This is a genomic window from Pseudoalteromonas sp. BSi20495 (assembly GCF_000241185.1).
GTDB classification, from domain to species: Bacteria; Pseudomonadota; Gammaproteobacteria; order Enterobacterales; family Alteromonadaceae; genus Pseudoalteromonas; species Pseudoalteromonas fuliginea.
In genome coordinates this window covers 62,611-74,957 of the sequence record NZ_BADY01000026.1, presented here as the reverse complement: position 1 = coordinate 74,957, position 12,347 = coordinate 62,611, and the positions used below count along the sequence as shown (strand labels likewise).

The window sequence follows — 12,347 nt, the reverse complement described above, 5'->3', positions numbered from 1 at the left end:
AATTGGCAATGAGCATGCATTTATTCGATTTAAAGGGAAAGACGGCCTTAGTAACTGGGGCCAGCCGTGGATTAGGGCAGCAAATAGCCTTGGGTTTAGCTCAAGCAGGTGCAAATATTATATGTAGCAGTAGCCAAGAGAATGGTTGCAAAAACACGTGCCAGATGATTAAAAATGAATCAGGGCAAGTGATTGAATTATCTGCTGATTTAAGCCGCGAAGATGCTGTTATTTCGCTTGCGGAGCGTGCATTAGAGTATGCTGGGACTGTTGATATTTTAATTAATGTAGGTGGCACTATTTTTCGAAGTCCAGCCGTAGATTATCCGTACGAGCAGTGGCAAAACGTAATGAAAGTAAATGTTGATGCTAGTTTTTTACTTGCTCAGGCACTTGCACCTGCAATGATTAAAAAAGGGCAAGGGAAAATTATCAATATTGCGTCAATGCTTTCATATAGTGGTGGCATGACAGTACCTGCTTACACAGCAAGTAAACATGCTATTGCAGGCGTTACTAAAGCATTAGCGAATGAATGGGCGCAATATAATATTCAAACAAATGCAATTGCTCCCGGTTACTTTAAAACCGATAACACACAAGCTTTACAAGATGATCCTACTCGAAACAGTGAGATCGAAAAACGTATACCAGCAGGGCGTTGGGGTGAAGCTGAGGATTTAATTGGAACCGCCATCTTTTTATCATCAGCTGCTAGCGATTATGTTAATGGACATATTTTAGCTGTTGATGGCGGCTGGTTAGCACGATAACTTTATTTTAGGTAGCAAACTATGAGTACAGAAATTGAGTCACGTTACGCCGTTGGTCCAAATGAAGTGAAAGGCTACGATACACAGCAGCTCAGAGATGAGTTTTTGGTTGATAAGCTTATGCAAGTAGACAAAATTTATTGGCTGTACACGCATTACGAACGTTTTATGGTAGGTAGTGCGGTTCCAACTGCAGGAGCTTTAACGCTAGAGACAGTAGATAACCTTAAAGCAGCTCATTTTTTGAATGGACGTGAATTGGGCATTATCAATGTAGGCGGCCGAGGTACGGTAACCGCAGACAATGAGACGTTTGAACTTAACTACAAAGATGCTTTGTATATAGGTAAAGAATCAAAAAATGTGACGTTTAAAAGCTGTGATAACACAAATCCAGCTAAGTTTTATTTAAATTCGGCGCCAGCACACCATAAATACCCAAATAAACGAGTTACCCGTAATGATGCAAACGTCTTGCATTTAGGCGCTTTAGAAACGTCTAACGAGCGTGATATAAACCAAATGCTGATTAATACAGTTGTAAAGACATGCCAATTACAAATGGGTTTGACTGAGCTAAAGCCTGGTAGTGTATGGAATACAATGCCTGCTCATCAACATGATCGACGTAATGAAGTGTATTTTTATTTTGAAATACCAGAGCAACAAGCTGTGTGCCATTTTATGGGAGAACCCACAGAAACGCGCCATTTATGGATACATAATGAACAGGCCGTTGTTTCACCTGCGTGGTCTATTCATTCTGGGTCGGGTACTCAAAACTACAGTTTTATCTGGGGGATGGCTGGCGAAAATCTAGATTATGATGATATGGATAAATATCAGCCGCATGAACTGAGGTAATGTAGTTCGTACAATCGCTTATTCACACACTGATAAGAAGAAATATAATAATGCATAAGAATCTTCTCAATGTCGTTTTTTTGGTTTTATCGATCGGGCTACTCACCAGTTGTAGCGATGATAAAAAAACCATACGTTTAACATTAGCGCATACACTTGATACTCGTCATGTGGTTCACAAGGCGATGGAATATATGGCAACGCGGCTAGATTACTATTCAAAGGGGAGTATGGAGATAGTAATTTACCCAGGTGGCCAACTTGGTTCTGAACGAGAGTTAATTGAACTATTACAAATAGGCAGCCTTGCTATAACCAAAGTATCAGCCAGTCCTCTTGAAGGGTTTGTACCTGAAATGAAAGTATTTGGTATCCCTTACTTATTCAGAGATAGTGAACATTTTTGGCGAGTACTCAATAGCGAAACAGGCCAAAATTTACTCGATAAGGTTGCAACTGCAAAACTTAAAGGGCTGGGTTATTACGATGCGGGTAGCCGTAGTTTTTATACAACGAATAAACCAATCAACACACCTGATGACTTAGTGGGTGAAAAAATAAGAGTACTGAATAGTCCAACTGCGGTTGCCACTGTCCAAGCCCTTGGTGGTGCAGCTGCGCCTATTGCATGGGGTGAACTCTATGCAGCTTTGCAACAAGGTGTTGTTGATGGTGCAGAGAATAACCCACCTAGTTATTACTTATCTCGCCATTATGAAATAGCAAAATATTATTCATTGGATGAGCACACATTTGTACCTGATGTGATTATAGCCAGCCAAAGTGTGTGGGATTCGTTAAATACTCAGCAGCAGCAATGGCTAAGCCAAGCAATGGCTGATTCAGTAAAGTACCAGCGTTCGTTATGGCAAACTGCTTCTGATGACGCCCTTGCAAAAGTAATTGAAGCGGGTGTTGAAGTAACCTATCCAGATAAAAAAGCATTTCGCGATCAAGTCGTTGAGTTTCATGCGTCTTTTGACAACACTCCTGTTGCAAAAGTAATAACAAAAATTAAAGCAATGTAGTGAGAGATGATGCGTAAATTTAACACACTTTTAAATCACCTAATTGAGCGTATTTTGATTATGGCTATGGTTGCCATTGTTGCAGTGGTTTGCTGGCAGGTTTTTTCGAGATTTATAATGCGTTCGCCAAGTTCATATACCGAAGAATTAGCGCGCTTTTTGCTTATTTGGATTGGCGTATTAGGTGCAGCCTACGCTTATAGAACACGTGCACATTTAGGGCTTGATCTGTTTTATGAAAAAATGAGACCGAGACTAAAGCACAAATGCGCTATTTTTATAGAATTAATAGCGCTAATAACAGCCAGCAGTCTATTAATTTATGGGGGCGCTTTATTGATGCTATTAAGCTTTGATTTGAAGCAAACATCAGCAGCTTTAGGCATTAATATGGGATTTGTTTATTTAGTGTTGCCATTAAGCGGGGTACTTATTGCGATTAATTGCTTAGATAATTTACTTCAATTAGCCGCTACTAGACAGAAGGAGGAGGTGTAATGGATTTTACAGCAATAATTCTCGTCGTTACTTTCTTTGCATTACTACTTATTAATGTCCCTATTTCAATATGCATTGGTTTAGCTACTTTACTCGCCTTATTAATGCATATGGATTTTACGCCGGCGGCGACGACTATCGCCCAACAGTTAGCTGGTGGATTAGATAGTTTTGCTTTACTTGCTATTCCATTTTTTATTCTCTCTGGGCTTATCATGGGCCAAGGAGGGATCGCCAAGCGGTTAATCGAATGTGCGATGGCATTAATAGGGTTTTTACCTGGTGGCTTAGCGTTGGTAAATGTTTTGTCGTGTATGCTATTTGGTGCAATATCAGGTTCTGCTGTAGCTGCAACCTCAGCGATTGGTAGTTTTATGGTACCAGAGATGAAAAAACATGGTTACAGTGAAAACTTTGCGGCTGCTGTCACCGCGACGGCATCCACGACGGGCATGCTAATTCCACCCAGTAATATTTTAATTATTTATGCAATCGCCAGTGGTGGTGTTTCAATTGCGGCATTATTTATAGCAGGCTACCTTCCAGGTATATTAGTTGGACTTGCATTAATGACTGTTTGTGCGGTGTATTCTATTAAAAATAAATACCCTGTAACAGCACGCCTACCGTTGAAAATTGTTATTGAAAAAGTGTTGGCTGCCTTTCCTAGTTTGCTGCTTATTTTTATTGTAATAGGCGGTATTATTGGAGGGGTATTTACTGCAACTGAAGCGGGGGCAATCGCGGTAATTTATGCGTTAATATTATCTGTTATTGTTTATAAGGAAATTAGTTTAGCCGCGTTACCTGGAATATTACTAAAAGCATGTGAAACAACCGCGATTGTAATGCTCATCATTGGTGCTTCTTCTGCAATGTCTTGGCTGCTATCGTTTACCCATATTCCGCAAATTGTCAGTGATTTCTTTTTAACACTCAGTGATAACCCAATTATTATATTATTACTCATAAACTTGATTTTAATTCTAGTGGGAGCATTTATCGATATGACTCCTGCGGTGCTTATTTTTACGCCAATATTTTTGCCTGTGGCTGAACAGTTTGGTATGTCGCCTATACAATTTGGTATTATGATTGTATTAAATTTATCCATAGGGTTGGTGTCGCCACCAGTAGGAAGTGTACTTTTTGTAAGTTGTGCAGTGGCTAAAACGTCTCTTCATAAAATTATTAAGCCAATGATCCCATTATATATCGTTATGTTTTTAGTTTTAATGCTGGTTACCTACGTACCTGCTGTGAGTGAGTTTTTACCTCGCTTATTTGGTCTTATTGAGTAACATAATCTGAACTTGGGATAATAAACTTGTCTTAAGCCGTAATTTTCACGCTAACAGCACTGAATCTACTACAATAGGCTATACAAAAAGCGGTTGGTCGAATTTATTTTGCGTAAAAGCCAACCGCTGTTATAACTATTGTCTTACAAAATAATTTATTTTTGTGTTCATTTTTGCCTTGAAAGACTAATCACTGCAATGGTTTCTTTACAGACATCAAGTAGCTGGTAAAATTGAAGATTACCCTTGTTCAGGAACTTATAATGTCAGTAACGATCAATGATGTAGCACGGCTTTCAGGTGTTTCAAAACGTACTGTTTCTCGCGTAATTAACTGCTCACCAGCAGTAGGTGAGGCAACGCGTGAGCGGGTACTGGAAATAATTAAAGAAACAGGCTTTTCACCAGATAAGCAGGCTCGTGGACTCGCATCTAGTCGTTCTTATTTATTAGGGCTAATTTATGATAACCCTGATGCGCTTTATATTGACCAAGTACAACGCGGTGCTTTAAGTGTGTGCGCCGAACTGGGTTATGAGCTAGTTGTTCACCCTGGGTCGTCAAAGCATGAGGACTTTATTGATGATTGCTTACGTTTTATTTCACGCTCAAAATTAGATGGCGTGATTATCCTACCACCAGTATCTGAAAATAAAGCACTTGCGGCGGCTCTTCGTGAAGCAGAATGTCCTTATGTACGCCTTGCCTCTGTTGATTTAGATGATGCAGACAATATAGTTGTCTCGGATGAGCGTGCAGCCATGCGTGATATGGCAAGCCATTTAGTTGAACTTGGTCATACCGATATTGGTTTTATTTCTGGGCCGCAACATTTTCGTTCATCTACTGAGCGTTTAGCTGGTTTTTTGGCTGAGTTACAGGTTTACAATGTGCAACTACCAGACAGTCGTATTGTGGAAGGGAAAAATAATTACGAAAGTGGCTTAATGTGCGCACAAACACTGTTAGACACGCCTAATAGACCAACAGCTATTGTAGCTAATAATGATGAAATGGCCGCAGCGGCATTACGAGTTGCAAGTAACTTAAATATCAAAGTACCCGATGAGCTTTCAGTTGCAGGATTTGATGATAATATTTTAGCGTCGCGCATTATTCCTTCGTTAACGACGATTCGTCGACCTGTTTATAATATGGCATGTTTAGCAGTACAAAAGTTAATAAATAAGTCACGTGCAACAAAAGAAAAGTTACCACTTCAAAAAACGGTTACGCCCACTTTAGTTAAGCGAGAGTCGACAGGGCAATGTAGCGAATAATACCAAACGGCATAAATACTTGAACAATTTAATGAATTAAATCACTCTATAACGTTGTTAAAAATTTTTTATTTAGAACAATTAGATATAAAATTTTTTGCCTAGTTATAGTGCAATTTTCTTATCGTTAAATAGACCCCATATATAAGCCGGTTGGTATAAAATACCCGTTATAGCTGTTTTTTAAAAATAACGTCATTGCTTTTATTGTGTCTGTTTGCCACGGTTGGAATAGCCAAAAACAATGAGGAGCATCCTTAAATTGATAAACTTCAGTGGTTATACCCAGAAAGTTTAACTTTTGGATGGCTTTTTCTCTGCCTGCATAAAAACGCTTAGCACTACTATTGATAAATAAGGTCGCGGGTGAGCTTGCGTTAATATAGTTAATTGGTGACGCATTATGCCAACGCTGGGGGTTATCTTCATATCGCGAACCGAGCCAAGCACTCGCAGATGTTATTTTTTTACTTGGGTCATTTTCATAGCGTAGGGCTATAGGTGTTGTAAAATCGCTCAATCCATCAATATTTATTAATACGTTAGCTTTTATAAGTGGGTTATTAGTTTCTTTTAATTGCCCTTGACTGTAGGCCAGTAAGGCCGCCATTTGCCCTCCTGCAGAGCTGCCAATTAGCGCTAGTTTTGATGTATCTATATTATATTGTGCTTTATGAGTTGTAAGCCAATTCAGCGCAGTGGCTAAATCATTAATTGCAGCAGGATATTGCGCCTCTGTTGATAATCTATATGCAGGCACTGCAACCACAAACCCTTGTGCTGCAATAGAAAATGCTAATGTTTTTAATAGTTCAGGTGTTCCTGATTGCCAGCCCCCACCATGAATCATGACAACAAGTGGTAAGGAAGCGGTTGAATTTTTGGGGCGATAAATAGACATTGCTAATACATGGTCGGTAACTTTTTTATAAACAACATCCTGATAGGACAAGATTTCGCGGGGTATTGTTTGTGAGGGTAACTGTATTTGTGGGTAATCCTTTATTAATTTTTTATACCTATTTTGCAACGTGTACTCTTTTCCATATGCGGATGATACTACAAAAAAGGTACTTAGAATGAGTATAATACAATGAATTAATCTGTTGCTATTACGCATTTTTAATTTTGCTCTGTTGGTGTGAAACGAAAATAATCAACATCTATAAATTGCGTTGCGTTTGGCTTAGATGCAACATGAAATAAACCCACTTTTGCTCCTACCCAGCGTCCCTTTGTAGCACTAAAATGTTCACCAATAATTCGAAAAGGATCTGTGCTATTAGTGCGATAACTAAAAATAGCATCGCCAGTGGGTTGCATTGTCATACGTAACTCAACATTATTACCAGAGAAAGGTTGAGGTTCTTTTAAGTATTCATTACAGCCTTTACGTGCATTTATACATTGTGCGTAAACCAGTTGATTAGTTTGCGTTTCTTTATCATAAGTAATACCGATCCATGCATAGTTCTCACCAAATAAAACAAGTCCTGCTTGGCCTTTTAATGGCAATTTAGGTAACGTAAGTTTAGTGGTTAGAGTAAAGGTATTTGTGGGTAATTTTTGTAGTAATAGAGAAGGTGTTAACCACAAGCTGTCATTGCTTTCGGCTATCTTTTTCTGCTGATATAAGCGCAAAACACCAAGCTTTTTAGTTAGCGAATACCAACGTACATCAGAATTTGCGTTCCATTGCCATTGTAGAGCCAGTTGTTCAGCGGTAAAATCATCACTCGCTTTAAGTGATTTAATCGTCACTGTATCGCTATGCACTGGTTTTTTATAGCGTAAAACAGGCTCACCTATTTCATCACCGTCTTCGTCTTTGCCGATGATAGGCCAATCATTTTTCCACTGCATTGGTTGTAAATGTACGATACGGCCATACGCTTTTTTTGACTGAAAGTGGATAAACCAATCTTCATCAAAGTCAGTATGTATCCAAGCACCCTGATGCGGGCCATTAATAATAGAATTACCTTGATTCATAACTATTTTAGCTTGGTAAGGACCGGCGATATTTTTACTACGAAACACCGATTGCCAACCTAAATCAACGCCACCTGCTGGGGCAAATATATAATAATAGCCATTACGCTTATAAAATTTGGGTCCCTCAATCGTCCTATATCCAGGGAAATTTTTGCCATCAATGATATGAGTAAATAGGCTGCTTACCGATGATGCATCGCTTGTCATTTCCCTCAAACTTAAAACATTATTAAAGCCTGAACGACTCTTTGCCCAAGCATGTAATAAGTAACTTTTACCGTTATCATCCCACAGAGGTGTTGGATCGATGAGTCCTTTTCCTGATAAAATTAAGCGCGGTTTGCTCCATTTTTTTGCTGGATTGGCTGTCGTGGTAACATAAATACCAAAATCAGGATCTGGGTAAAATATCCAAAACAAGTTATTGTGATAACGTATATTTGGTGCCCAAACACCATTACCATGTTGCACTTTTTGGTAATGCGTTACGGGGATCTGTTCTGTTAGTGCGTAATTAATTAAAGACCAATTAACTAAATCGGTTGAATGAAGTATTGGCAATCCTGGGGCTGAATTAAAGCTAGACGCGGTCATGTAGTAGTGGCCACTGACAGCAACAACATCAGGATCGGAATAATCGGCGTGTAATATAGGATTTGTATAATCGTCGGTATTTAAACTAACGCGCTTAATACCAGTATTATCTGTTACATAGGCCGCGTCTGGTGGGGTAATTGATTTGGCTGAAAATGAAAAAGTAACGAGGTAATATACAAAAAATTTTAACAGTATTATTATATTTATTGGTCGCATTATTAGGCCTTAACGCATCAAAGCAAGGCTAGCTAAAATAAATGGCCCTACGCCTTTAGGATCATTGGCTCGAATATCCTCACTTATATAATACCCAAAGCTACCATCGCGATAGGGTGTACCACCAAGGCCTGCTACGGCACATGTCTGAGTAAAAGAAATACGTTGGTTCGTTGCATCGACTAAAATAAATTGTTTAATTAAACCGTTGTAGCTTCGCTGTGCATGTAACAAGTAGTCCGCAGGAAGGTAGCCGTTCATAACACCTTGAGCCATAGCATAAGTTAACATAGCGCTGCCTGATGATTCTAGGTAATTGCCTCTAATACTTGCTTTATCAGTTACTTGAAACCAGGTGCCAGAACTATCTTGGTAAATAAGAGCGGCATCAATTAGCGCCTTAAAGCGTGTGTTTAGCCACGTTTTTTTATTGTAATTGTTCGGGAGTTGGTCAAGTACGTCGACCATTGCCATGGCATACCAACCAATAGAACGAGACCAATGATTAGGCGATTGTCCTGTTTTAGGGTTTGCCCATGCCTGTTGTTTAGATTCATCCCACCCATGTACAGGTAGTTTAGTATCACTGCGATAAAGGTATTTTTCTATTAATTCAAACTGTTTGATTACATCGTCGAATTGCGTTTCGCTGCCATAGCGGCGTATATATTGTGCATAAAAGGGCGCACCCATATAAAGCCCATCGAGCCACATTTGGGAGGTATAACGCTTTTTATGCCAAAACCCACCTTCTTTAGTACGAGGATGATGTTCTAGCTGCTTGTAAAGAGTATCGATTGCTAAGCGATATTTATTGTTTTTAGTCTCATCATACATAAAAAACAATAATTTACCGGCGTTGAGCATATCAATATTATATTTACTCTGTTGATAGCTTTTAATGGTGCCATCTTCATTAATTAAGCTATCAACATACTCACGTATATAATCAAAGTAGCGTTTGTCTTTTGTATTTTGATAAAGCCGAGAGAATGCGAGTAGCTCAAGGCCGTGTGTGTAATCCCAACGTGGCGCTTTGCGCCAATCGAGGGTATACGCCTGTGGGTTTCGCTGCATCTCTGATTCAGCCATTCTGATAGACCATAAATTTTCATTTGGTAATGGCTCGGCTTTCAAAGTAAAAACACAACAAAAAATACAGATAAGCACTGAAAATACAGCTGAACTAAATGGTAAATGCATAGTAACGCAACCTTATTTTGAAGAATGACTTACTTTACTGAGTTATCTATACCTAGTAGCTTAACCATTTCGATACCAGCCAAAATGTATGGTGCAACACCTTTGGGATCGTTACGGCTAATAGGTTCGCTCATGTAATAGTCATAGCTTCCATCACGACCAAAACCTAACCCTGCTACGTAGCATTGATTTAGCATAGAAACAGTTCCATCTTTATGAACAAGGGTAAATTCACTGAGTAAACCTTTATAAGCTGATTTTACTAAAGCAGTATATTCTTTAGCTAAGTAGCCTTTATTGATTGCTTTGGCATAAAAGTAAATAAACATTGCTGTGGCTGACGACTCGCGGTAATTACCGCGCTGCGCAGGTTTGTTAAGTATTTGCCACCATGTTCCGGTGTTTTGATCTTGAACACTTTTAAGGCTAACGGCAATCTCACCAATCATTGTGACTAAAAAATCACGCTGCTCGATATTTTCTGTCGGAATATAATCCAGTACATCAACAACAGCCATGGCTAACCAGCCCATGCCGCGAGCCCAAAATTCTTGCGACAATCCTGTGTTTTTATCAGCCCAACTTTGTGCTTTTAGCTCATCCCATGCATGGTAGTAAAGCCCTGTATTTGAGTCGCGTAAAAATTCGCGAGTAAGTTTAAATTCGTTGACTACTTCATTAAGCGTTTCTTGCTGTTTATGACCAAGCTCGAATTTTTTTGCATAATGAGCTAAAAATGGCATACCCATGTAAACACCATCTAACCATACTTGACCTTGGTATTTCTTTTTATGCCAAAAAGCACCAGCAGAGGTGCGTGGTTGATCGTGCAATTGTTCTCTAAGTGTTTCAATAGCTACACGGTATTTAGCCTCACCTGTACGCTCATATAAGCTAATTAAGTTTTGGCCGGGGGGGATGTTATCAATATTGAAGTTACTTTTTTATACGCATAAATTTTACCTTGATCAGAAATGAAGCTCGCGGTTACTTTTTCAATGACTTCGCTGTACTGTTTTTTTCCGGTCAATAGAGCTAACTGATTATATGCGTAAGGCTGAATACCAATGATATCGTATTCAAATTTTGGTAAGCGTTTACGGTTTACATCCCAGCCCATATAGTGATAACCAAGTACTTTATGAGAAAGCTCGGTGTCAGCTAATGCCTGTGTCCACTTTAAAGCACTTTTTGCATCAAGTGGTGCTTTGAATTGAGCTGCTGATAAACGCGTTTTAATTCGCAAACGTGGTTTTTGTGTTAATTTTTCGGCTTCCTTGTTTAAATAATCAATAAAAGCATCTTTACTATTTATGCCGCTTTCTGGTTGCCACACTGAAGCAAAATAGTAATTAACACGTTGCTGAGATTTATCCCCTTTAGGCTCAAGTATCGCGAGATAGTTGTTTTTATCTTCGGTTACTTTTTTTAGATCGCCTTTTTTGAAAAAAATAGCCATACCAAGTGGTGATTTATCTAAGCTTTGTTTACCCCAACTAGCAATATAGCTATAGCCATAGTTACTTAAGTTGCTTAAATCACCTTGTATGAACACAGTATTTTCATGTTTAACAATGCCTGTAGCCATATTAGGTAAATCTTTACTTAGCTTTAGTGCTACATTTGCTAGGCGTGAACCTGCATGCATACTAATATCAGCAACAAGATTTTGTTGATTATATGAGCTTTTCCAGTCGTTATAATCTAGCTGTACACTCGCGCGTAAATCGCCATTTTCGACAATGCGTGCTGTCCGTGTTTTTACATTGGCGACGTGCTCAAGCTGGTTTTTTGTATTCATTACACCAAAGCCGCCTGCACCGAGAGAGCTTCCTACTTTAAGGATATCCATCCCCCAACGTGCTTTGTGATGATAAGATTCATATCCATCTAAGCCAATTTGGTGTAACACGGGTTCTGGTGTTAATTTACCGAAAACATCAAAGCCATTTCGCCAATCTAAATAAAAGCGATAGCCTACTTTGTCTGATTCAATACCGGGTCCTTCATAGCGTATCCAATTTGAATGGTCCGTATAGTAATCTGGCGGTGTAAGTGATTTAACATTTTCAAAATGACCTCCAACGTATTCTTTTTTACCTGTATTTATTTGGTGTTTAGGGGGGCGACTATGCGGGTGCCATTGCCCAGCAACTTTATGGGCAAGATCTGCCTGTACTCGTTTTACTTTATCGACAGGTTTAACACTAACAGGTGTATTTTCAATAGTAATACTGACAGGTGTGCTGTTATTTAAATCAACAACAAAGTAAAGTCCGTCAACAGTGCCATCGTAGTCAATATCAACTGCTTGACTTGGAAGTTCCACATCAGCACTGAAAACGCTGAGTGCTTCTTTTGATGTGAGGCCTAAGTCGTAGTAGCTCACGTAGATAGGCTCATCAGGACGTGCAAAATCAGAGGGGTTACTGATTTCTATTTGTGCTAAAGGGGGCGCTTTTTTAAGTGTTGGTAATGCTGCAATGCTTTCTTTTTGCTGGCAAGCCGATAGAAACAAACTTGCAAAAATAATAGCACCGGATGTGAGTGCAAACTGTTTTAAAGGGGCGTTTATTGTCATAATCTTCTCCC

Annotated in this window: 11 protein-coding genes; 6 read left to right on the top strand and 5 right to left on the bottom strand. The window is 39.2% G+C overall.

What is annotated here, in order from left to right; translation table 11 throughout:
* The first annotated feature begins 8 nt into the window (after positions 1 to 8).
* The 6 genes from kduD (at position 9) to P20495_RS15925 (ending at position 5,744) form a co-directional block, all read left to right on the top strand.
* A complete protein-coding gene (kduD, locus tag P20495_RS15900; protein WP_008134475.1) occupies positions 9 to 773 on the top strand; it encodes a 2-dehydro-3-deoxy-D-gluconate 5-dehydrogenase KduD in 765 nt (254 codons plus the stop codon).
* Positions 774 to 794: 21 nt separating this feature from the next.
* A complete protein-coding gene (gene kduI, locus P20495_RS15905; protein WP_007377228.1) occupies positions 795 to 1,637 on the top strand; it encodes a 5-dehydro-4-deoxy-D-glucuronate isomerase in 843 nt (280 codons plus the stop codon).
* A gap of 50 nt (positions 1,638 to 1,687) precedes the next feature.
* Positions 1,688 to 2,665 (top strand): TRAP transporter substrate-binding protein, encoded by a 978-nt coding sequence (locus tag P20495_RS15910; RefSeq protein ID WP_033015175.1) that lies wholly within the window; start codon positions 1,688 to 1,690, stop codon positions 2,663 to 2,665.
* Between the two features lie 6 nt (positions 2,666 to 2,671).
* Positions 2,672 to 3,163, top strand: a complete 492-nt coding sequence (locus P20495_RS15915; RefSeq protein ID WP_008134473.1) for a TRAP transporter small permease — start codon at positions 2,672 to 2,674, stop codon at positions 3,161 to 3,163.
* Positions 3,163 to 4,464, top strand: coding sequence for a TRAP transporter large permease (locus P20495_RS15920; protein WP_007377231.1), 1,302 nt, complete (start codon positions 3,163 to 3,165; stop codon positions 4,462 to 4,464). The genes P20495_RS15915 and P20495_RS15920 overlap by 1 nt, the downstream gene beginning before the upstream one ends.
* A gap of 263 nt (positions 4,465 to 4,727) precedes the next feature.
* Positions 4,728 to 5,744: a LacI family DNA-binding transcriptional regulator gene (locus P20495_RS15925; RefSeq protein WP_008134471.1), complete on the top strand. Its 1,017-nt coding sequence runs from the start codon at positions 4,728 to 4,730 to the stop codon at positions 5,742 to 5,744.
* A 127-nt stretch (positions 5,745 to 5,871) separates the two neighbouring features.
* Here the strand turns inward: P20495_RS15925 and P20495_RS15930 are convergent, their stop codons facing one another.
* The 5 genes from P20495_RS15930 to P20495_RS20215 all read right to left on the bottom strand — a co-directional run bounded on the left by P20495_RS15930 (position 5,872) and on the right by P20495_RS20215 (position 12,336).
* Positions 5,872 to 6,774 (bottom strand): alpha/beta hydrolase, encoded by a 903-nt coding sequence (locus P20495_RS15930; RefSeq protein ID WP_008134469.1) that lies wholly within the window; start codon positions 6,772 to 6,774, stop codon positions 5,872 to 5,874.
* A 92-nt stretch (positions 6,775 to 6,866) separates the two neighbouring features.
* Positions 6,867 to 8,552: a glycoside hydrolase 43 family protein gene (locus P20495_RS15935; protein ID WP_008134466.1), complete on the bottom strand. Its 1,686-nt coding sequence runs from the start codon at positions 8,550 to 8,552 to the stop codon at positions 6,867 to 6,869.
* Positions 8,553 to 8,561: 9 nt separating this feature from the next.
* Positions 8,562 to 9,755 (bottom strand): glycoside hydrolase family 105 protein, encoded by a 1,194-nt coding sequence (locus tag P20495_RS15940; RefSeq protein WP_008134465.1) that lies wholly within the window; start codon positions 9,753 to 9,755, stop codon positions 8,562 to 8,564.
* Between the two features lie 29 nt (positions 9,756 to 9,784).
* Positions 9,785 to 10,654, bottom strand: coding sequence for a glycoside hydrolase family 105 protein (locus tag P20495_RS22415; protein WP_242401461.1), 870 nt, complete (start codon positions 10,652 to 10,654; stop codon positions 9,785 to 9,787).
* The gene (locus P20495_RS20215) at positions 10,654 to 12,336 is read right to left on the bottom strand and encodes a DUF4861 domain-containing protein (RefSeq protein WP_008134462.1); all 1,683 of its coding nucleotides are present in this window, start codon (positions 12,334 to 12,336) and stop codon (positions 10,654 to 10,656) included. The genes P20495_RS22415 and P20495_RS20215 overlap by 1 nt, the downstream gene beginning before the upstream one ends.
* Positions 12,337 to 12,347: the final 11 nt, after the last annotated feature.

Excerpts from the sequence above, each read along its gene's own strand:
- P20495_RS15915 (WP_008134473.1), top strand. The coding sequence starts at position 2,672 with ATGATGCGTAAATTTAACACACTTTTAAATCACCTAATTGAGCGTATT.
- P20495_RS15925 (WP_008134471.1), top strand. The coding sequence starts at position 4,728 with ATGTCAGTAACGATCAATGATGTAGCACGGCTTTCAGGTGTTTCAAAA.
- P20495_RS15910 (WP_033015175.1), top strand. The coding sequence starts at position 1,688 with ATGCATAAGAATCTTCTCAATGTCGTTTTTTTGGTTTTATCGATCGGG.
- P20495_RS20215 (WP_008134462.1), bottom strand. The coding sequence starts at position 12,336 with ATGACAATAAACGCCCCTTTAAAACAGTTTGCACTCACATCCGGTGCT.
- P20495_RS15920 (WP_007377231.1), top strand. The coding sequence starts at position 3,163 with ATGGATTTTACAGCAATAATTCTCGTCGTTACTTTCTTTGCATTACTA.
- kduD (WP_008134475.1), top strand. The coding sequence starts at position 9 with ATGAGCATGCATTTATTCGATTTAAAGGGAAAGACGGCCTTAGTAACT.
- kduI (WP_007377228.1), top strand. The coding sequence starts at position 795 with ATGAGTACAGAAATTGAGTCACGTTACGCCGTTGGTCCAAATGAAGTG.
- P20495_RS15935 (WP_008134466.1), bottom strand. The coding sequence starts at position 8,552 with ATGCGACCAATAAATATAATAATACTGTTAAAATTTTTTGTATATTAC.
- P20495_RS15940 (WP_008134465.1), bottom strand. The coding sequence starts at position 9,755 with ATGCATTTACCATTTAGTTCAGCTGTATTTTCAGTGCTTATCTGTATT.